Source organism: Quisquiliibacterium sp., from assembly GCF_982640115.1.
Genome location: NZ_CEXFHW010000009.1, coordinates 25173 through 44445 on the forward strand (window position 1 = coordinate 25173; position 19273 = coordinate 44445).

Consider the following 19273-nt stretch of genomic DNA (forward strand, 5'->3'; position numbering starts at 1 on the left):
TCCGGTCAGCGGCCGAAGTGCGCTTTGGCGTCATAGAGGGTCTCGACGGTGATCAGCGCCACGCCGCGTTCCTGGGCGAACCGCTCGGTGTTGCGCCGTGCCTTGCCGCGCACGAAGAAGGGGATCTTCTGGAGCTCGGCGCGGGCGTCGTCGGACCAGGCGAGGTCATTGGCGGCAGCCGCTTGCGACTCGGCGGCGGGGCTGCCGGCCTCGGCCCGCGCGGGGGCAAGCGTCGTCGGCTCCTGCACCACCGCGACCGCCGACTCGCCCCGGCCCGGCATCGCCCGACCGAGATGCGAGGCCGGCGCCTCGGCGTGGAACTCGAAGTCGTCGCGGAACATGCCCAGCAGGTGCTCCTCGAGGCCCATCATCAGCGGCTGCACCCAGGTATCGAAGAGCACATTGGCGCCCTCCAGGCCCATCTGCGGCGCATAGCGGGCGGGGAAGTCCTGCACGTGCACCGGCGCGGAGATCACCGCGCAGGGCAGGCCCAGGCGCTTGGCGATGTGGCGCTCCATCTGGGTGCCGAGCACCAGATCGGGTTGCAGGGCGGCCACCCGCTCCTCGACCTCGAGGTAGTCGTCGGTGATCAGCGGCTCCACGCCGTAAACCTTGGCGGCCTCGCGCACCTCGCGGGCGAACTCGCGGCTGTAGGTGCCCAGCCCCACCACCGTGAAGCCGAGCTCGGTGGCGGCGAATCGGGCCGCCGCCACGGCGTGGGTGGCATCGCCGAAGACGAACACCCGTTTGCCGGTGAGGTAGGTGGAATCGACCGAGCGTGAGTACCAGCGCGCGTTCTGCGGCAGGCGCGCGATCGCCGGCTCGGGGTCGATGCCGACCAGGGCTGCGGCCTCGCGCAGGAAGGCCAGCGTGGCCGCGATGCCGATCGGCACGGTGCGCGTCATGGGCTGGCGCAGGGTGCGCGAGAGCCACTGCGCCGCCTGCATGCCGGTCTCGGGATAGAGCACCACATTGAAGTCGGCCTGGCCGAGCCGCGCGATCTCGTCGGGGCCGGCGCCCAGAGGCGCGACCACATTCACATCGATGCCGATCTCGGCCAGCAGGCCGGTGATCTCGCGAACGTCATCGCGGTGACGAAAGCCCAGGGCGGTGGGTCCGAGCAGATTGCACGAGGGCCGCTCGCCCTCGGCGCGCGGCGCCCGCGCCTCGGTGGAGGCAAGCCGGCGCACCACCTGGTAGAAGGTCTCGGCCGCGCCCCAGTTCTCCTTGCGCTGGTAGGAGGGCAGCTCGAGGGGCACCACCGGCACCGGCAGGGCGAGCGCCGCAGCCAGACCGCCGGGGTCGTCCTGGATGAGTTCGGCGGTGCACGATGCGCCCACCAGCATCGCCTTGGGCGAGAAGCGCTCGAAGGCCTCGCGCGCCGCGTTCTTGAACAGCTCGGCGGTGTCGCCGCCGAGGTCGCGCGCCTGGAAGGTGGTGTAGGTGACCGGCGGGCGCCGCGGCAGCCGCTCGATCATGGTGAAGAGCAGGTCGGCGTAGGTGTCGCCCTGCGGCGCATGCAGCACGTAGTGGACATCGCGCATGGCGGTGGCCACACGCATGGCGCCGACATGCGGCGGGCCTTCATAGGTCCAGAGGGTGAGCTGCATGGGGTCGGCCGATCAGATGGCCAGGCGGTCGCGACGGACCAGGGGCCGGGCGAACAGCTCGGCGAGATCGCCGGCCTGGTCATAGCCGTGCACCGGCGTGAAGACCAGCTCGATCGACCACTTGGTGGTCATGCCGCGGGCCTCCAGGGGATTGGCAAGGCCCAGGCCGCACACCACGATGTCGGGTTGCGCCTGCAGGCAGCGATCGAGCTGGCGTTCGACATCCTGGCCTTCGGACAACTGGACATCCGCGGGCAGCAGCGCCAGCTCGGCAGCAAGATGCTGGCGGTGCAGGTAGGGCGTGCCCACCTCCAGCGGCAGCATGCCGAGCTCACGGGCGAGGAAACGCGCCAGCGGGATCTCGAGCTGGGAATCGGGGAAGAAGAAGATGCGCCGGCCGCTCAGACGCTCGCGGTGATGCGCCAGCGCCCGGCGGGCGCGGTCACGCGGCGCTCGGGTGACCGCCTCGAAGCGTTCGTCGGACACGCCCCAGGCCTGGGCTGCTGCGCGCAGCCAGGCGGTGGTGCCCTCCTCGCCGAAGGGGAAGGGCGCGGCCAGACGGGTGGCGCCGCGGTCTTCGAGGGCGCGGGCGGTGTCGGCCAGGAAAGGCTGGGCAAGCAGGTAGCGGGTGCCCGGACCCACGCGCGGCACCGCGCCGGAACGACGCGGCGGCAGGAAATCCACCGGGCCGATGCCCAGCTCGCCGAACAGCCGACGGAACTGGTCTTCGACGACATCGGGCAGCGCGCCCACCACCAGCAGCTCGGCCGCCTCGGCGGGGGCTTCGGCCATGGCCGGCACCATCGACGCGAGGCAGGCATCCTCGCCCTGAGTAAAGGTGGTCTCGATGCCGCTGCCGGAGTAGCTCAGGATGCGCACTTCCGGCGAGAAGCGCTGCGACAGGCGCGCTGCGGCACGGGAGAGGTCGAGCTTGATGACTTCGGAGGGACACGAGCCGACCAGGAACAGCAGCTTGATCTCGGGCCGGCGCGACAGCAGCCGGCTGACCACCCGATCGAGCTCTTCGTTGGCATCGGCCAGGCCGGCGAGATCGCGGTCGTCGATGATCGCGGTGGCAAAGCGCGGCTCGGCGAAGATCATGACGCCGGCGGCCGACTGGATCAGGTGAGCGCAGGTGCGCGAGCCGACCACCAGGAAGAACGCGTCCTGGATCTTGCGATGCAGCCAGATGATGCCGGTGAGGCCGCAGAAGACCTCGCGCTGGCCGCGCTCGCGCAGCACCGGCGCGCTTTCGCAGCCGCCCTCGGCGACCACCGGGATGGGCACACGCGCGTTCATGCGACACCTCGGGCAGTCTGGCCGGCCAGACCGGCCGCCTCGAGCCGGGCTGCACGCAGCTTGAGCAGGAACTGCCCGGCATTGATCACATAGGTGAAATAGGCGGCGAGCGCCAGCAGCATCTGCTCACGCGCGCCCAGGACATCGGTGACCAGGGCCACCAGGTAGGCGGTGTGCAGGGCCAGCACCGCCATGCTCACCATGTCTTCCCAGTAGAAGGCCGGGGCGAAGAGGTAGACGCCGAACACGTCCTTCTCCCACAGGCAGCCGGTGATCATGATCGTGTACAGGGTGAGGGTCTTGACCACCACCGAGACAGCCGCCGCAAGCTGCCCTTCGCCGGTGATCAGGAAGCGCGCGATCAGGCCGAGGCTGACCAGGAACACCAGGAACTGGATGGGGGCCAGCACGCCCTGCACCAGCGTCCAGCGCGAGGCGTCGCGGCGGGCGCGTTCGGCAGGGGTGTAGAGCCCGCGACGCGGTCCGTCGAGCGGGGACGACCGGGTCTGAACGAGGCCTGTCGGCGTGGTGTCCATGAGCGCAATCTAGACGCCGCCCTCCCTGATGTCAATTATTCTTGACATCAATTGTCCATGACACTACCGTGACACTCCGTTCGCTGGCTTGACACTGCCGGATGACAACCGCGACACTGGTTCCGCTCCTCGTGGAACCGAGTCCCGGTCGGCGTTACAGACCCTGCGAGCGGTGGCTTCTGACGGCAGGAAGAAAAATCGATCGGGATCCACCGCATGCCGATGCGGTGTCAGGTGGCCGAGTCCCCGCGCGGGGGTCGGCGAAGGAGGAAGCAGATGGACCGGTCCGGACAGGAGAGTCCTGCAGCCGAGGCCCAGGGGTCGAGGTCCCCCATGGGTTACGAGGGCTGGGACCAGGAGCCCGACGCCGCCGATCGCGAGACGTTCCAGAATCGCCTCAAAGCGACGATCGAGGCCGAACTCATTCCGCGCCTGATGCTCATGATGCGGGTAGTGCCGCCCTCCCGCGGCCTGCGAGCCCCCGGCGTGTCAGAGACCTTCTCCCTCGATCCGGAAACCTTCGCCCGGCGTCTGCTGTCCGACGAGGACAGCGCCTGCGCCGAGGTCGAGCGCGCCCTGCGTGACGGCTCGATCGACTTCCTCGGTTTCTGCGAGCGCCTGGTGGTGCCCACCGCGCGCCTGCTGGGCGCCATGTGGGTGGAAGACAGCTGCGACTTCACCCAGGTCACCCTGGCGGTGTGGCGGCTGCAACGGCTGGTGGCCGATCACGAGCAGTCGGGCGATGCCCCGGCCGCGCCGGCGCTCGCCCCCGGCCGCATCCTGCTCTCGTCGATGCCCGGCGCCCAGCACTCGCTGGGGCTGTCGGTGCTGGCCGGCACCTTCCGGCGCGCCGGCTGGGATGTGCGCGCCGAGCCCTGCCTGGGCGTCGACGCATTGACCCGGCTGCTGGCTGCCGACGCATTCCATCTGGTGGGTCTGTCAGCCAGCCTGCAGGCCGATCTCGAGCCGATGCGCTCGGTTATCATCGCGCTCCGTCAGTCGTCTCGGAATCCGACGGTAGGGGTGATGGTGGGCGGTCCGCTGCTGCTGCAGGTGCCCGACCTGTCCTCCCGTGTCGGCGCCGATCTCAGCGCGCCGGACGCCGCCTCGGCGGTGACGGCCGCGCAAGCCTACCTCGCCGCCCGGCATCGCCAGTCCTAGCCATGTCCGCGTCCGACCGCCGTCGCCCGTCTCGCGCAACCCCCTTCCCCCGAAAGTCGCTGTGACCCAAGCTCGCCCGGTGGACCAGACCATCGCCGGTCTGCGTCCGGCCGACACAGCCTCGCTGATCGCCGCTGCGGCCGATGTCGCCCTGCTGCTCGACAATCAGGGCGTCATCCGCGATGTCTCGGTCGCCAGCCAGGACCTCGCCGAGCTGGTGCGGCCCGACTGGATCGGCCGGCCCTGGCTCGACACGGTCACCCTGGAGAGCCGGCCCAAGGTCGAGGCTCTCCTCAAGGGCACCGACGCCACCGCCAAGCCGCGCTGGCGTCACATCAACCACCCCGGCAACCGCGGCGATTCCATGCCGGTGCTGTACTCCATCGTGCGCGCCGGCACGGCCGGGCAGATGCTCGCCATCGGCCGCGACCTGCGCCAGTTCACCGCCATCCAGCAACGGCTGGTCAGCGCGCAGCAGGCCATGCAGCGCGATTACGCCCGGCTGCGCCAGATGGAGATGCGCTACCGCGCGCTTTTCGAGGTGGTGTCCGAGCCGGTGCTGGTGGTCGATGGCGGCACGCTGCGCGTCACTGAAGCCAATCCGGCGGCAGCGCGGCTCTTCGACGAGACCGTGCGCCGCCTGGTCGGTCGGCCGGTGGCCGACTGCGTCGAGGCCGGTGGCCGCCCGGTGCTGCTCTCGCTGCTCGAGACCGTGCGCAGCGGCAAGCAGGCCGAGCCGCTGGCGCTGACCCTGGCCCGCCCCGAGCCGACGCCGGTGGAGGTCTCGGCCACGGTCTTCCGCCCGGATGCCGGCGTGCTCTTCCTGGTGCGGCTCTCGGTGGGTGCGGGCACCGCCGTCGGCCAGCCCTCGGGCACCCAGAGCTCGGTCATGCAGGCCATCGACGCCGTGCCCGATGCGCTGGTGGTCACCGACCCGGGCGGGCAGATCCTCTACGCCAACACCAGCTTCGCCGAGATGGCCGAGCTCGACTCCACCGATCAGGCCGTGGGCGACCCCCTCGACCGCTGGCTTGGCCGCTCCGGTGTCGACCTCGGCGTGCTGATGTCCAACCTGCGGCGCAACGAGGCGGTGCGGCTGTTCCCCACCGTGATCCGCGGCCGCTTCGGCAACGAGACCTCGGTCGAGGTCTCGGCCGCCGCCGCCAACGGCGGCAAGCTCGCCTGCCTGGGCTTCACCATCCGCGATGTCAGCCGGCGCCTGAGCCCTGAGGGCACCGGCAATCCGCGGCTGTCGCAGTCGGTGGGACAGCTCGCCGATCTCGTCGGGCAGATGCCGCTCAAGGACATCGTCGGCGAGACCACCGACCTCATCGAGCAGATGTGCATCGAATCGGCGCTGCAGCTCACCCGCGACAACCGTGCTGCGGCAGCCGAGATGCTCGGGCTCTCCCGCCAGAGCCTGTATGTCAAGCTGCGCCGCTACGGCCTGGGCGATCCTCAGGCCGGCGACGGGCACTAGCCGCCGCCGGCCATGGAGCGGTCGCCGCCGCTGGCCGCTCACCCCCGCGACACCGCTGCCAGCCCGGCGGCCGGACCGGCGCCGGTGGTGCTCTTCTGCCTCTTCGACATCGCGCCGCGCTTCCGGCTGTGGGGCTGGTCGCGCTTCGTGGTCGGCCGCTTCGCGCTGCGCGGCGTGCCGGGGCTGCGCTTCGTCAAGGTGCTGGGCAGCGGTCATGAAGGCCGCTTCGGCCTGAAGCCCAGCGCCTCGATCACCGGCCTGTTCTGCGTCTTCGATGACGCCGCCAGCGCCAACGCATTCACCGCGCCCGGGGGCCCGCTGCAGGCCTGGCGCAAGCGCGCCGGCGACCACTTCTGCGTGCGCCTGCATCCCTGGTCGAGCCGCGGCAGCTGGTCGGGCATGCGCCTGCCGGTCACCGCAGTCGCGCCGGCCCAGGGGCCCGTGGCCTCCCTCACCCGCGCCTCCATCCGGCCGAGCCGGGCCGCCGCCTTCTGGGGCATGGAGCCGGCCGCCGAGCGCGCGCTCACCGGCGTACGCGGCTGTCGACTGGCGGTGGGCGTGGGCGAAGCACCGCTGCTGCGCCAGGCCACCTTCAGCCTGTGGGACAGCGTGGCCGACATGAACGACTACGCGCGCCAGGGCGCGCACCAGGCCGCCATCCGCGCCGCGGCCGAGCGCGGCTTCTTCTCCGAGTCGATGTTCGTGCGCTTCGTGCCCGAGCGGCTCGAGGGCTGCTGGCAGGGTCGCACGCTTGGCTGAGCACCGTGTGGTGGTCATCGGCGCGGGCGCGGCCGGCCTGAGTGCGGCCATCGATCTCGCCCGTCGCGGCCTGTCGGTCACGGTGCTCGAGCGCGCGGCCGAACCCGGCGGCAAGCTGCGCCAGGTGCACGCGCTGGGCGCCGGCATCGACAGCGGTCCCACGGTGTTCACCATGCGCTGGGTGTTCGAGTCGCTGTTCGCCGATGCCGGCGTGCGGCTCGACGAGGCGCTCGCCCTCACCCCGCTGAGCGTGCTGGCCCGCCATGCCTGGGGTGAGGGCGGCCGGCTCGACCTGTTCGCCGACCGTGAGCGTTCGGCGCAGGCGATCGGCGAGTTCAGCGGCCCCCAGGAGGCGCGCCGCTTCCTCGCCTTCTGCGAGCAGGCGGCCGCGGTCTATCGCACCCTGGAGGGCCCGTACATCCGCTCGGCCCGGCCCACGCTGACCGGGCTCACCCGCGCGCTCGGCCCGGCAGGCCTGGCCACACTCTGGCGGCTGGGGCCGCTGCAGACGCTCTGGCGCTCGCTCGCCCGGCACTTCCACGATCCGCGCCTGCAGCAGCTCTTCGGCCGCTACGCCACCTACTGTGGCGGCTCGCCGATGCGCGCGCCGGCCACGCTGATGCTGGTGGCCCAGGTCGAGATGGACGGGGTCTGGGCGGTGCGCGGCGGCATGATCGCGCTGGCGCGCGCGCTGGCCGGCCTGGCGCAACGCCATGGCGCGCAGATCCGCTGTCAGGCGCACTGCGAACGCATCCTCGTGGAGGGCGGGCGGGTGCGCGGCGTGCTGCTGGCCGACGGCGAACGCCTGGCGGCCGACTCGGTGGTGTTCAACGGCGATGTCGGCGCGCTGGCCGGCGGCCTGCTCGGCGAGGCCGCCCGGCCGGCCACCCGGCCGGTGCCGCCCGGCGCGCGCTCGCTGTCGGCACTGACCTGGTCGATGAACGCGCCGACCGAAGGCTTTCCGCTGCTGCACCACAATGTCTTCTTCGACCAGGACTACGCCAGCGAGTTCAGCGATGTGTTCGGGCGCGGCCAGCTGCCGCGCCGGCCCACGGTCTATCTCTGCGCCCAGGACCGGCTCGACCACGACGCCGCCCCGGCGGCAGCCGGCGAGCGGCTGCTCTGCCTGGTGAACGCGCCGCCGGTGGGCGACCGACGCGCTTTCGAGCCGCCCGAGATCGAGGCCTGCGCCGAGCGCGCCTTCGGCCTGCTCGCGCGCTGCGGGCTGCAGGTGACGCGCAACGCGGCCAATGCCGTGGTCACCACGCCGGCCGACTTCGAGCGGCTGTTCCCAGCCACCGGGGGTGCGCTCTACGGCCGCGCCTCCCATGGCTGGATGACGCCCTTCGCGCGGCCGGGCTCGGCCAGCCGGATCCCGGGCCTGTGGCTGGCCGGCGGCAGCGTGCATCCCGGCCCGGGCGTGCCGATGGCGACGCTCTCCGGCCGGCTGGCGGCCCAGGCCCTGATCGCCGGGCTCGGCGGTTCCGCTTAGGCCCGCGTCATGTAAGCAGAGATTGACGCCTGCCGGTGTCATGGGCAGACTGCATCGATGTCCCGGCCCGCGCTGTCCACCGTCACCGAGCTGCTCAAGCCCATCACCTGGTTTCCGCCGATGTGGGCGTTCGCCTGCGGGGTGGTGGCCTCGGGTGTGTCGCCGGTGGAGCGCTGGCCGATGGTGCTGGTGGGCGTGCTGCTGGCCGGGCCGCTGGTCTGCGCCACCAGCCAGGCCGTCAATGACTGGTTCGACCGCCATGTCGATGCCATCAACGAGCCGCATCGGCCCATCCCCTCGGGCCGGATGCCCGGGCGCTGGGGCCTGTACATCGCCATCGGCTGGAGCGTGCTGTCGCTGCTGGTGGCCAGCGCGCTCGGCCCCTGGGGCTTCGGGGCGGCGCTGGTCGGCCTCGCGCTGGCCTGGGCCTACAGCGCGCCGCCCATCCGGCTGAAGCTGAACGGCTGGCTGGGCAATGCCGCCTGCGGCCTGTGCTACGAGGGCCTGGCCTGGGTCACCGGCGCGGCGGTGATGGCCGGCGGCACCATCCCCGATGCCCGTTCGCTCGGCCTGGCTGCGCTCTACAGCCTGGGCGCGCACGGCATCATGACCCTGAACGATTTCAAGTCGGTGGAAGGCGACCGGCGCATGGGCGTGGGCTCGCTGCCGGTGCGCCTGGGCATCGACCGCGCCGCGCGCGTCGCCTGCTGGACCATGGCCCTGCCGCAGGTCGCGGTGATCGGTCTGCTGCTGTCCTGGGAACGGCCGGCGCATGCCGCCGGTGTGGCAGCGCTGCTGGTCGCCCAGGCGGCACTCATGCGCTGGTTCGTCGCCTCGCCCAGCCGGCGCGCCCTGCCCTACAGCGGCTTCGGCGTACCGCTGTTCGTCGCCGGGATGATGGTCAGCGCCTTCGCGCTGCGCTCCCTCGGAGGAAGCTGACATGAGCGGTGCGCCTTTCGGCTGGTGGGCCATCGTCCGCCTGGGCCTGGTCCAGATGTCGCTGGGCGCGATCGTCGTGCTCACCACCTCCACGCTCAACCGCGTCATGGTGGTCGAGCTCGCGCTGCCGGCCCTGCTGCCCGGGCTGCTGGTGGGCGTGCACTACGCCATGCAGGGGCTGCGGCCGCGCATGGGCTTCGGCTCCGATGTCGGCGGCCGGCGCACGCCCTGGATCGCCGGCGGCATGGCGGTGCTGGCGCTGGGTGGTGTGGCCGCGGCCGGCGCCACCGCACTGATGGCTACCGAGCCGGTGGCCGGCACGCTGGCCGCAGTGCTGGCCTTCGCCACCATCGGCGTGGGCGTGAGCGCGGCCGGCACCTCGCTGCTGGTGCTGCTCGCCAAGCGCGTGCCCGAGCCGCGGCGGGCGGCCGCGGCCACCATCGTCTGGCTGATGATGATCATGGGCTTTGCGGTCACGGCCGGCGTGGCCGGCCGGCTGCTCGACCCCTACTCGCCGCAACGGCTGATCGCGGTCACCAGCGTGGTCGCGCTGTGTGCGGTGCTGCTCACGCTGGCCGCGCTCTTTCGCCTGGAAGGCCGGGCTGCGCCCGGTGCCGAGCCCGGCCAGCCGCGGCCACGCTTTCGCGAGGCGCTGGCCGAGGTCTGGGCCGAACCCCAGGCGCGCCGCTTCACGGTCTTCGTGTTCGTGTCGATGCTCGCCTACAGCGCCCAGGACCTCATCCTCGAGCCCTTCGCGGGCGCAGTGTTCGGCTACTCGCCGGGCGAGTCCACCCAGCTCGCTGGTCTGCAGCACGGCGGTGCCTTCGCCGGCATGCTGCTCGCCGCCTTCGCCGGCAGCCGGCTGGCCGGGCGGCAGCTCGGCACGCTGCGGGCCTGGACCATCGGCGGCTGCCTCGCCTCGGCGCTCACCCTGGCCGGGCTGGCCGGTGCCGGCCTGAGCGAAGGCGAGTGGCCGCTGCGGGCCAATGTCTTCGCGCTGGGCGTGGCCAACGGCGCCTTCGCCATCGCCGCCATCGCCTCGATGATGCGCCTGGCCGGCGAAGGCCACGCCCGCCGAGAGGGCGTGCGCATGGGCCTGTGGGGCGCAGCGCAGGCGCTGGCCTTCGGCATCGGCGGGCTGGCCGGTGCGGCCGCCAGCGACCTTGCCCGCTGGCTGATCAGCACCACCGGCTGGGCCTACGCCACGGTCTTCGCGCTGGAGGGGCTGCTGTTCGTGGCTTCTGCCGTGCTCGCCGCCCGCATCGGCCGTGCCGACAGCGGCGAATTCCGCATCGACCCGGCCGATTCCGGCCGGCCCGCCGGCCCCCGGGTCGGCGAACTGCGGGTTGCCCCGCTTGAAAGGGGCTGACATGCCCGATACCGGACACGCGGCGCCCCCGGCCGACGAAACCTTCGATGTGGTGGTGGTGGGCGGTGGCCCGGCCGGCGCCACCGCCGCGCAGGAGCTCGCCAGCAAGGGCCGCAAGGTGCTGCTGCTTGATCGCGCCGGGCGCATCAAGCCCTGCGGTGGGGCGATCCCGCCGCGGCTGATCCGCGACTACGCCATCCCCGACTCCCAGCTGGTGGCAAGGGCCACCTCGGCGCGCATGGTCTCGCCGCGCTCGGCCCATGTCGACATCCCGATCGAGAACGGCTTCGTGGGCATGGTCGATCGCGACCAGTTCGACGAGTGGCTGCGCCAGCGCGCCGCTGCCGCCGGCGCGGTGCGCCGCACGGGCCAGTTCGAGCGCATCGAGCGCGACCCAGACGGGGTGGCCGTGGTGCACTACCAGCACCGCGAGCGCCTGCGCCCCGGCGAGGGCGTGCCGGCGCGGGTGCGGGCCCGCACCATCATCGGCGCCGATGGCGCGAAGTCGGGCGTGGCGCGCCAGGCCGTGCCCGGCGCCGAGAACACCCGCTATGTGTTCGCGTATCACGAGATCATCGCCGCGCCGGCCCGGCCGCCGGCGGGCTACGACGGATCGCGCTGCGATGTCTGGTACCAGGGCTCGCTCTCGCCCGATTTCTACGGCTGGGTCTTCCCGCACGGCAACACCCTCTCGGTGGGCACCGGCAGCGCCGACAAGGGCTTCTCGCTGCGCAACGCGGTGGGGCGCCTGCGCGAGGCCGCCGGCCTGGCCGACGCACCCACCCTGCGCCGCGAGGGCGCGCCGCTGCCCATGAAGCCGCTGCGGCGCTGGGATAACGGCCGCGATGTCGTGCTCGCCGGCGATGCCGCGGGCGTGGTCGCGCCCGCCTCCGGCGAGGGCATCTACTACGCGATGGTCGGCGGCAGCCTGGCTGCCGACGCGATCGACGAACTGCTGCGCACCGGCGACGCCCGCGCGCTGGCCGGCGCACGACGGCGCTTCATGCGCGCCCACGGCAAGGTGTTCTGGGTGCTGGGCATCATGCAGCGCTTCTGGTACTCGAGCGACGCGCGACGCGAGCGCTTCGTGAGCATCTGCCGCGACAAGGACGTGCAGCAGCTCACCTTCGAGTCGTACATGAACAAGGAGCTGGTGCGCCGCAAGCCGATCGCCCATGTGCGCATCTTCCTGAAGGACATGGCCCACCTGCTCGGGCTGGCGCGGGTCTGAGCGGCATGACCTCGCCCGCCGGGCCGGGCGGCCTGCTCGCCGCGGTGGGCATGCCCGATGTCCTGCTGCTGGTCGACGCGGTGATCGCCTTCACCCTGCTCGAGACCCTGCTGCTGCTGGCCTGGCGCCGATACAGCGGCCGCGGCATCGCCCCCCGGCCGCTGCTGAGCACCATGGCAAGCGGCCTCACGCTGATGGCCGCGCTGCGCGCGGTGGTGGCGGGCGCGCCCTGGCCCTGGCTGGTGGCCTGCCTGATGGCCGCCGGCGTGGCCCACGCGATCGACCTGCGGATCCGCTGGCGGGGCTGAGCCGTGGCCGGGGCCCGGGCCCGCGCGGCCGACGCGGCAGGCCGCTCGACCGATACCGGAAACCGACCATGACCCGCCCTGATCCGCGGCCGGTATGATCCGGCCCTGCCCATGAACCCCGACCCGTCCCGCACCACGGCCATCCCGGGTCCGCCCGATGCCGGACCGCGCCAGCCCTCGATGATGCGCAACGCGCTCTGGCTGACGGTACGCCGCATCACGGTGCTCGCCGCGGCCACCGACGCGGTTTTCTTCCTGCTTTTCTGGGCGATCGGCTCGTCGCTGCTGCAGTGGGTGAATGTGGCCAGCATGGCGATCTACGGGCTGGCCTGGTGGCTCAGCCGGGACCGGTTGAATCGCGTCTCGATCGTGCTGATCTGGGTCGAGGTGCTCAGCCACGCGGCGCTCGGTTCGCTCATCCTCGGCTGGGGCAGCGGCTTCCACTACTTCCTGATGATGTTCATCCCGGCCATCGCGGTCAGCACCCGCCCGCGCCGGGCCGTGCCCGCGCTGGCCCTGCTGCTCGCCTTCTACCTCGGGCTGGAGCGGCTGTGCGTGCTGCTCGGACCGCTGCAGCCGGTGTCCCCGCTCAGCCTGGCCGTCGTGCACGGCCTGAACCTGTCGATCGTGTTCGCCATGTTCACGGCGATCACCATCGCCTATGTGGGACTGGTTCGCGGCGCGGAGCGCCGGCTCGAACACATGGCCACCCGTGACCCGCTCACCCGTCTGTCCAACCGCCGGCACTTCTGGCTGCAGGCCGAACAGCGCGCCGCCCAGGGCCCGGCAGGCGGGCCGATGGCGCTGGTGCTGGTCGATGTCGACCATTTCAAGCAGATCAACGACACCCATGGCCACGCCGTGGGCGACGAGGTGCTCACCGGCATCGCCGAACGGCTGCGCGAGGCCTGCCGCGACCATGATGTGGTTGCGCGCTGGGGCGGCGAGGAGTTCCTGCTGCTGCTCACCCGCACCGATCTCGACGGCGGCCGACGCGCGGCCGAGCGCATCCGCCAGTCGATCGCCACGCAGCCGCTGTCGGCTTCGCGGCCGGCGCTGCGGGTGACGGTGTCGGTGGGCGTGACCGAATCACTGGCCGCCGAGCCCCTCGGCGAGGGCATCGCCCGCGCCGACCGCGCGCTCTACCGCAGCAAGCAGGCCGGCCGCGACCAGGTCACGACCGAGCCGAGCTGAGTTCGGCCGGGGCGCTCTCGCGCAGGCGGCGGATCGCCGAGCTCACCCGGGTGGGGTCGTCGGAGCGCAGCAGACGCGCCACCCGCGGGGCCAGCCAGCGGGTGTCCGACTGCAGCACCTCGCGCTTGACCGGCAGCAGGCTGGCGGTGTGCATGGAGAACTGCTGCAGGCCCATGCCGAGCAGCAACCGGGTGGCATCGACCTCGCCGGCCATCTCGCCGCACACCGACACCGGCTTGCCGGCCCGCCGCGCCTCGCGGATGGTCATGGCGATCAGCCGCAGCACCGCCGGGTGGAAGGGATCGTAGAGCGGCGCCACGGTGTGGTCGGCACGATCGATCGCCAGCGTGTACTGGATGAGGTCGTTGGTGCCGATGGACAGGAAGTCCAGGCGGCTGAGGAACAGCCGCGCCGAGAGCGCCGCAGCGGGCACCTCGATCATGCCGCCCACCGGCACGCCCGCGCCGTCGTGCAGGCCACGCTCGCGCAGCTGCTCGCGGGCCTGCGCGATCATGGCCAGGGAATGATCGATCTCGTGACGGTGGGCCAGCATGGGAATCAGCAGCCGCACCGGCCCGTGCTCGGCCGCGCGCAGGATGGCCCGCAGCTGCGCGAGGAACATATCGGGCTCGGCCAGGCAGAAGCGGATGGCCCGTTGGCCCAGCGCCGGGTTGGGCGACAGACCGGCATTCGGCGGTTCGAGCGCCTTGTCGGCGCCGATGTCGAGCGTGCGGATGGTCACCGGCTTGCCGCGCATGGCCAGCACCGCGGCGCGGTAGGCCTCGTACTGCTCGTCTTCGGCGGGCAGGTCGCGCCGGTTCATGAACAGGAACTCGGAGCGGAACAGCCCGATGCCGTCGGCGCCGAGGTCGCGCGCCTGCTGCGCCTCCTCGGGCAGCTCGATGTTTGCATGCAGCTCGACGCGGGTGCCGTCACGGGTGTCACCCGGCACCGAGACCAGGCCGAGCAGCTTCTCGCGCTCGGCCAGGTCGGCGGCCTGCCGACGACGATACTCGGCCAGCAGCGGCTCGTCGGGGGCGACGATCACCACACCGGCCTCGCCGTCAAGCACCAGCCAGTCGTCGTCCTCGATGAGTTCGCTGGCGCTGCCCAGGCCGACCACCGCCGGCAGATTCATGCTGCGCGCCAGGATGGCGGTGTGCGAGGTGGTACCGCCGAGGTCGATGGCAAAGCCCAGCGCCGAGCGCAGCGCCAGCATGTCGCCGGGCGCGATGTCGGAGGCGACATAGATGGCCGGCTCGCCCATGCCGTGACGGCTGCGCATGCCGGCCAGCGCCTTGAGCGCGCGGTCGGTCACCTGCTGCACATCGCGCCCGCGCTCACGCAGATAGGGATCGTCGAAGCCGGCGAACTGCTCGGCGAGCTCATCGGCCTGATGCGAGAGCGCCCACTCGGCGTTCCAGCCCTGGGCCTGGACCAGGGTGAGCGCAGCCTCGGCGAGCGAGGGATCGTCGAGGATCATGGAGTGGACCTCGAGCAGCGCCCGCGCCTCGGGCGGGGCCTCGGGCGGCAGCTCGTCGGCGAGCGCGGCAAGGTCGGCCTTGACCTCGCCCAGGGCGCGCCGCAGACGGGCCTGCTCGGCGCCGCGCAGCTCCTCGGCGACCCGGTAGCGTGCGATGTCGAAGCGGCGCGACTCGAGCACGCGCGCACGGCCGATGACGATGCCGCCGCCGATGCCCGTGCCGCACAGGGTGAACACTCAGATCTCCTCGCCGAAGCCGTCGGCCACGAGCTGCGCGAGCGCGGCGGCGGCCGCGTCCTCGTCGGGGCCGCTGGCCTCGATGACCAGGGTGGTGCCCCTGGCCGCGGCCAGCATCATCACGCCCATGATGCTCTTGGCGTTGATGCGGCGTGCGCCCTTGGCCATCCAGACATCGGACTGGAAGCGGGTGGCAAGCTGCGCCACCTTGGCCGAGGGCCGGGCATGCAGCCCGAGCTTGTTGACCACCACCGCTTCAACGCTGCGCATCGGGGTCTCCGGGGACAGGGGCCGCATGCGGCTCGCAGGGCACTTCGATGATCGCGCCCTTGGCGCTGTCGATCAGCATGGCGGCCAGGGTCTCGAGAGGCGAACGCCGGTTGCCCAGCGCCTTGAGCAGCATGGGCAGGTTCACCCCGGCAATCACCACCGATCGCCCGGGATCAGCCAGCCCGCGCGCAATGCGCGAGGGCGTGGCGCCGAAGACATCGGTGAGCACCACCACGCCGCTGCCGTCATTGATGCGCGACATGAGGTCGCCGGCGGCGCGCACCGCCGCGGCCGGATCTTCATCGGGGATGACATCAAGGGCGGCGAGCTGCACCGGCAGGCGGCCGTAGATGTGGCGCGTGCAGTTGAGCAGCGCCGTGCCCAGGGGCTCATGGGAGACGATCAGGATGCCGATCATGGCCGCAATGATAAGAGACGGCGCCGCCGGCCTCAGCGCGGCCCGGCGGCGACCGCGCGCTCGAGCGCGTCGATGAACAGGCCGGCCACATCGAAACCGGTCTGGTCCATGATCTCGCGAAAGCAGGTCGGGCTGGTGACATTGACCTCGGTGAGGCTCTCGCCGATCACATCCAGGCCCACCAGCAGCAGCCCGCGGGCGGCCAGCACCGGTGCCAGGGCCTCGCCGATGCGGCGGTCACTGGCCGACAGTTCGCGGGCCACGCCGGTGCCGCCGGCCGCAAGATTGCCGCGCGCCTCGCCCTGCTTCGGGATGCGCGCGAGGCACCAGGGCACCACCGTGCCGCCGATCAGCAGCACCCGCTTGTCGCCGTCGACGATCTGCGGCAGATAGCGCTGGGCCATGACGGTGCGGGCGCCGAACTGGTTCATGGTCTCGATGATCACCGAGAGGTTCGGGTCATCGGCGCGGGCACGGAAGATCGAGGCACCGCCCATGCCATCGAGCAGCTTGAACACCGCCTCGCCGTGCTCGGCCGCGAAGGCGCGCAGCCGTGCCGGATCGCGGGTGACGATGGTGGGCGCAGTGAACTGCGCAAACTGCGCGATGCTCAGCTTCTCGTTGTGGTCGCGCACCGATCGCGGGTCGTTGAACACCCGCGCGCCCTCACGCACCGCGTGCTCGAGCAGGTAGGTGGAGTAGATGTACTCCATGTCGAAGGGCGGGTCCTTGCGCATCAGCACCGCGTCGAAGGCCTTCAGCGGCTGCTCGGTGTCGGCCTCCAGGCGATACCAGTCGGGCTGCGCACCGGTGACATCGGTGAGGTGCAGGCGACGGATGCGCGCGACCACGCTGCCGCCCACCAGCGAGAGTTCGCCCTGCTCGCAGACATGGATCTCATGGCCGCGGGCCTGGGCCGCGACCATCATCGTGTAGGTGGAATCCTTGTAGGTCTTGAGCGTGTCGAGCGGGTCGAGGACGATGGCGATGCGCACGGGCGATCTCCGGAAGGCGGGGTGGCGCGGCAGGCGCGCCGCGCGGGTGGGGCGGAGGCCGGCTCAGCCGTAGAGCGACTGGTCGGGGTCTGTCTTTTCGAGCTCGATGGCGGCGGCCAGCATCGCCAGCCGTGCCACCACGCCGTAGGCATAGAACCGATTCTGCGCCAGGTCGGGATCGGCGTCGCAGTCGGGCAGGTGGCAACTGGTGGCGAAGGGCAGCGGCACATGATGCGGTTCGGCCGCAGCGGCCTGCGCCTGCCCGCCGGCCTCGCCGTGCACCCGGTAGAAGCCGCCGACCACATACCGGTCGATCAGGTAGACCACCGGCTCGGCGGTGGCGCTGCCCAGGGTCTCGACGGTGGGCACGCCCTCCTGCAGCAGCAGGGCGCAGGGGCCGTCGGGGCACAGACGCTCGCGTTCGCGCGAGGGCAGGCGGCGCACCTCGCCGGTCTCGCGCACCGTGAGCGGCGGCGAGGGCGCATCACCGGCATCGGGCCGCAGCACCACGAAGGGTGCGCTCTGGACACCGTACTCGCGGTACTTCGCGCGGGTCTGGCGCAGCAGGGAATCGACCGCGCCCGCCACGCTGTCTTCGCCGGCGCGGGTGGTCAGATCGGCGCGCTCGCACAGGCCGTGAAGCGGCGAGATCAGCCACGGGTCGATCTCGAGCATCTTCGCGAAGCGCTTGGCCACCTCGCGGTAGGCGACGGCATGCTGGGAGCGGCGGCGCACCGGCCAGCCGGCATGCAGCGGCGGCAGCAGCACCTGCTCGTGCAGGTCGGCAAGCAGGGCCGGCGCGCCGGTGGCCAGATCGTCGTTGAGCAGGATGGAGCAGGGATCGAAGTCGGTGAGGCCCACCCGGCGACCCTGACGGCGCAGCGGCTCCAGCAGCAGCGCCGAGCCGTCGGGCAGCGCGATGCGCACCGGGTTGACGATGGCCGGATCGGGCGAGCCGAAGCGCACATTCAGACCGGTCTGGCGCAGGATGGCCGCCAGGCGGTGGATGCTTGCGAAGTAACCCGGCTCGCGCCGCCGCCGATCGGGGATGAGCAGCAGGTTGCGGGCATCGGGGCAGTACTTCTCGATCGCCGCCATGGCCGCCTGCACGGCCAGCGGCAGCGTGGTGTCCGAGAGCTGATCGAAGGCACCCGGAAACAGGTCGGCCTCCACCGGCGCGAGCTTGAAGCCGGCATTGCGCAGGCCCACCGAGCAATAGAAGGGCGGGGTGTGCTCCTGCCACTCCAGGCGCAGCCAGCGCTCGATCGCCGGCGTGGCCTGCAGGAAGCGCCGCTCCAGGTCGAGCAACGGGCCTTTCAGGGCGGTGATCAGGTGCGGAACCATCGCGGGCGGCGGCTTTCGGCGGGCAAGGACGGGGCTGTGCGGACTGCGCGGCAGGCAGGGTGCGGCCGGTCGCCGCGCGACGCGCGAACAGCCTTGCGAACGGCAGCCGATGATTGTAGCCAAACAAAAAAAAGCGGGCTCCAGGAGGAGCCCGCTCGACCGGCCGCCGGTGAGGGTCGACTGCCGGTGATCCGGCCCCGCAGGGCCGACCGAGGAGGAGATGGGAAAGGGAGGTGAGCGATCAGTGGTGGTAGGCAGACTCGCCGTGCGAGGCGATGTCCAGGCCCTCGCGCTCTTCATCTTCGGCCACCCGCAGGCCGACGATCATGTCGACCAGCTTGTAGGAGATGTAAGCCACGACGCCCGACCAGACCACCGCCACGACCACCGCCTTGATCTGCGTCCACACCTGACCGCCGATCGAGTACTCGGCGGTCTGCATGGTCACCCAGTCGGGGAAGCCGATGCCGCCGAGCGAGGGCGCAGCGAACACACCGGTGAGGATGGCGCCGAGGATGCCGCCCACACCGTGCACGCCGAACACATCCAGCGAGTCATCGGCACCGAGCATGCGCTTGAGGCCGTTCACGCCCCACAGGCAGACCACGCCAGCCACCAGACCGATGATCAGGCCGCCCATCGGACCGACGAAGCCGCAGGCCGGGGTGATGGCGACCAGACCCGCCACCGCGCCCGAGGCGGCGCCGAGCATCGAGGGCTTGCCCTTGCCCATCCACTCGCCGAGCACCCAGGACAGCGTGGCGGCAGCGGTGGCGATCAGCGTGTTGACGAAGGCGAGCGCGGCCGCACCGTTGGCCTCGAGATTGGAGCCGGCATTGAAGCCGAACCAGCCCACCCACAGCAGCGACGCGCCGATCATGGTCATGGTCAGCGAGTGCGGGGCCATCGATTCCCTGCCGTAGCCCACCCGCTTGCCGATCACATAGGCGCCCACCAGGCCGGCCACACCGGCGTTGATGGGCACCACCGGGCCACCGGCGAAGTCGAGCGCGCCCACGGCCAGAGCAGACCGGCGTTGGCGGTGACCTTCTCGACCACATCGGCCGAGGTGAAGGCGTCCGGGTCGTCCCAGAACCACACCATGTGGGCCATCGGGACATACGAGAAGGTGAACCACAGCACCGTGA

At 71.7% G+C, this 19273-nt stretch carries 16 protein-coding genes and 2 pseudogenes; 9 read left to right on the forward strand and 9 right to left on the reverse strand.

Annotation, left to right across the window (positions count from 1 at the left end):
* Window positions 1–5: 5 nt before the first annotated feature.
* The 3 genes from bchB to bchF are packed head-to-tail and all read right to left on the reverse strand — an operon-like array spanning window position 6 to window position 3445.
* Window positions 6–1610, reverse strand: a complete 1605-nt coding sequence (bchB, locus tag AC2H6A_RS02175; RefSeq protein WP_484271489.1) for a ferredoxin:protochlorophyllide reductase (ATP-dependent) subunit B — start codon at window positions 1608–1610, stop codon at window positions 6–8.
* A gap of 12 nt (window positions 1611–1622) precedes the next feature.
* Window positions 1623–2909 carry a ferredoxin:protochlorophyllide reductase (ATP-dependent) subunit N gene (locus AC2H6A_RS02180; RefSeq protein WP_484271490.1) on the reverse strand — a complete coding sequence of 429 codons (1287 nt, stop codon included), beginning with the start codon at window positions 2907–2909 and terminating at the stop codon, window positions 1623–1625.
* Window positions 2906–3445, reverse strand: coding sequence for a 2-vinyl bacteriochlorophyllide hydratase (bchF, locus tag AC2H6A_RS02185; RefSeq protein ID WP_484271491.1), 540 nt, complete (start codon window positions 3443–3445; stop codon window positions 2906–2908). The genes AC2H6A_RS02180 and bchF overlap by 4 nt, the downstream gene beginning before the upstream one ends.
* A 276-nt stretch (window positions 3446–3721) precedes the next feature.
* On the opposite strand from bchF, the gene AC2H6A_RS02190 reads away from it, so the two are divergent.
* From AC2H6A_RS02190 to AC2H6A_RS02230, 9 genes are all read left to right on the forward strand, one after another.
* Window positions 3722–4606 carry a cobalamin B12-binding domain-containing protein gene (locus AC2H6A_RS02190; RefSeq protein ID WP_484271492.1) on the forward strand — a complete coding sequence of 295 codons (885 nt, stop codon included), beginning with the start codon at window positions 3722–3724 and terminating at the stop codon, window positions 4604–4606.
* Between the two features lie 61 nt (window positions 4607–4667).
* A complete protein-coding gene (ppsR, locus tag AC2H6A_RS02195) occupies window positions 4668–6086 on the forward strand; it encodes a transcriptional regulator PpsR (protein ID WP_484271493.1) in 1419 nt (472 codons plus the stop codon).
* A 12-nt stretch (window positions 6087–6098) separates the two neighbouring features.
* Window positions 6099–6845, forward strand: coding sequence for a spheroidene monooxygenase (locus AC2H6A_RS02200; protein WP_484271494.1), 747 nt, complete (start codon window positions 6099–6101; stop codon window positions 6843–6845).
* A complete protein-coding gene (gene crtD / locus AC2H6A_RS02205; RefSeq protein ID WP_484271495.1) occupies window positions 6838–8337 on the forward strand; it encodes a 1-hydroxycarotenoid 3,4-desaturase CrtD in 1500 nt (499 codons plus the stop codon). The genes AC2H6A_RS02200 and crtD overlap by 8 nt, the downstream gene beginning before the upstream one ends.
* A gap of 57 nt (window positions 8338–8394) precedes the next feature.
* A complete protein-coding gene (gene chlG, locus AC2H6A_RS02210; protein ID WP_484271496.1) occupies window positions 8395–9276 on the forward strand; it encodes a chlorophyll synthase ChlG in 882 nt (293 codons plus the stop codon).
* Between the two features lies 1 nt (window position 9277).
* Window positions 9278–10645, forward strand: a complete 1368-nt coding sequence (locus AC2H6A_RS02215) for a BCD family MFS transporter (protein WP_484271497.1) — start codon at window positions 9278–9280, stop codon at window positions 10643–10645.
* Window position 10646: 1 nt separating this feature from the next.
* Window positions 10647–11876, forward strand: a complete 1230-nt coding sequence (locus AC2H6A_RS02220; protein WP_484271498.1) for a geranylgeranyl diphosphate reductase — start codon at window positions 10647–10649, stop codon at window positions 11874–11876.
* Window positions 11877–11881: 5 nt separating this feature from the next.
* Window positions 11882–12184, forward strand: a complete 303-nt coding sequence (locus tag AC2H6A_RS02225) for a hypothetical protein (protein WP_484271499.1) — start codon at window positions 11882–11884, stop codon at window positions 12182–12184.
* Window positions 12185–12295: 111 nt separating this feature from the next.
* The gene (locus AC2H6A_RS02230; protein ID WP_484271500.1) at window positions 12296–13378 is read left to right on the forward strand and encodes a GGDEF domain-containing protein; all 1083 of its coding nucleotides are present in this window, start codon (window positions 12296–12298) and stop codon (window positions 13376–13378) included.
* Here the strand turns inward: AC2H6A_RS02230 and ptsP are convergent.
* The 6 genes and pseudogenes from ptsP to AC2H6A_RS02260 form a co-directional block, all read right to left on the reverse strand.
* A pseudogene (gene ptsP, locus AC2H6A_RS02235) lies at window positions 13359–15095 on the reverse strand (phosphoenolpyruvate--protein phosphotransferase); the annotation flags it as partial. The gene AC2H6A_RS02230 and the pseudogene ptsP overlap by 20 nt on opposite strands.
* A 3-nt stretch (window positions 15096–15098) precedes the next feature.
* On the reverse strand, window positions 15099–15368 hold the full coding sequence (locus AC2H6A_RS02240) for an HPr family phosphocarrier protein (RefSeq protein ID WP_484271501.1): 270 nt from the start codon (window positions 15366–15368) through the stop codon (window positions 15099–15101).
* Complete coding sequence (locus AC2H6A_RS02245) at window positions 15355–15786, reverse strand: PTS sugar transporter subunit IIA (RefSeq protein WP_484271502.1); 432 nt, start codon at window positions 15784–15786, stop codon at window positions 15355–15357. Before AC2H6A_RS02245 ends, AC2H6A_RS02240 begins: the two co-directional genes overlap by 14 nt.
* Window positions 15787–15818: 32 nt before the next feature.
* The gene (gene gshB, locus AC2H6A_RS02250; RefSeq protein WP_484271503.1) at window positions 15819–16781 is read right to left on the reverse strand and encodes a glutathione synthase; all 963 of its coding nucleotides are present in this window, start codon (window positions 16779–16781) and stop codon (window positions 15819–15821) included.
* Window positions 16782–16844: 63 nt separating this feature from the next.
* A complete protein-coding gene (gshA, locus tag AC2H6A_RS02255) occupies window positions 16845–18125 on the reverse strand; it encodes a glutamate--cysteine ligase (RefSeq protein WP_484271504.1) in 1281 nt (426 codons plus the stop codon).
* A 241-nt stretch (window positions 18126–18366) separates the two neighbouring features.
* Window positions 18367–19273 (reverse strand): annotated as a pseudogene (locus tag AC2H6A_RS02260) (ammonium transporter family protein); the annotation flags it as partial.

What these genes read in the sequence shown, in the direction of transcription:
- chlG (WP_484271496.1), top strand. Translation starts at nt 8,395, where the DNA reads ATGTCCCGGCCCGCGCTGTCCACCGTCACCGAGCTGCTCAAGCCCATC.
- AC2H6A_RS02220 (WP_484271498.1), top strand. Translation starts at nt 10,647, where the DNA reads ATGCCCGATACCGGACACGCGGCGCCCCCGGCCGACGAAACCTTCGAT.
- AC2H6A_RS02200 (WP_484271494.1), top strand. Translation starts at nt 6,099, where the DNA reads ATGGAGCGGTCGCCGCCGCTGGCCGCTCACCCCCGCGACACCGCTGCC.
- bchF (WP_484271491.1), bottom strand. Translation starts at nt 3,445, where the DNA reads ATGGACACCACGCCGACAGGCCTCGTTCAGACCCGGTCGTCCCCGCTC.
- gshA (WP_484271504.1), bottom strand. Translation starts at nt 18,125, where the DNA reads ATGGTTCCGCACCTGATCACCGCCCTGAAAGGCCCGTTGCTCGACCTG.
- AC2H6A_RS02190 (WP_484271492.1), top strand. Translation starts at nt 3,722, where the DNA reads ATGGACCGGTCCGGACAGGAGAGTCCTGCAGCCGAGGCCCAGGGGTCG.
- AC2H6A_RS02215 (WP_484271497.1), top strand. Translation starts at nt 9,278, where the DNA reads ATGAGCGGTGCGCCTTTCGGCTGGTGGGCCATCGTCCGCCTGGGCCTG.
- AC2H6A_RS02240 (WP_484271501.1), bottom strand. Translation starts at nt 15,368, where the DNA reads ATGCGCAGCGTTGAAGCGGTGGTGGTCAACAAGCTCGGGCTGCATGCC.
- AC2H6A_RS02245 (WP_484271502.1), bottom strand. Translation starts at nt 15,786, where the DNA reads ATGATCGGCATCCTGATCGTCTCCCATGAGCCCCTGGGCACGGCGCTG.
- AC2H6A_RS02180 (WP_484271490.1), bottom strand. Translation starts at nt 2,909, where the DNA reads ATGAACGCGCGTGTGCCCATCCCGGTGGTCGCCGAGGGCGGCTGCGAA.
- AC2H6A_RS02230 (WP_484271500.1), top strand. Translation starts at nt 12,296, where the DNA reads ATGAACCCCGACCCGTCCCGCACCACGGCCATCCCGGGTCCGCCCGAT.
- bchB (WP_484271489.1), bottom strand. Translation starts at nt 1,610, where the DNA reads ATGCAGCTCACCCTCTGGACCTATGAAGGCCCGCCGCATGTCGGCGCC.
- AC2H6A_RS02225 (WP_484271499.1), top strand. Translation starts at nt 11,882, where the DNA reads ATGACCTCGCCCGCCGGGCCGGGCGGCCTGCTCGCCGCGGTGGGCATG.